1 protein-coding gene is annotated in these 228 nt (G+C 59.6%); it reads right to left on the minus strand.

Features of this window, described 5'->3' with window-relative positions; genetic code table 11:
• Nucleotides 1-228: hypothetical protein (locus tag ACYQ78_RS40250; protein WP_459806263.1), on the minus strand; the 228-nt coding region annotated here is incomplete at both ends.

A 228-nucleotide genomic window follows, 5' to 3' on the forward strand; every position in this document is an offset into this window, starting at 1 on the left:
AATCCATTGGTTACCGGTATCGCGCTCCGCACCGTGGTTCGCGACGGACACGCCCGGCCACCGCTTCTTGAGCGTAAGCGGCTCGAAACATGGCCCTGCTTTCCCCGGTTGGTCGATTCCCATGCGTGTCACATGCAGGTAAGCAAGTGGCCACGCTTGCACCATTTCGACCACCCGGGTAAACGTCGCTTCGGGGTTGGAGTCGGACATCGAATTGAACGGCTGAAC

The sequence above is a fragment of the Herbidospora sp. RD11066 genome, assembly GCF_054661255.1.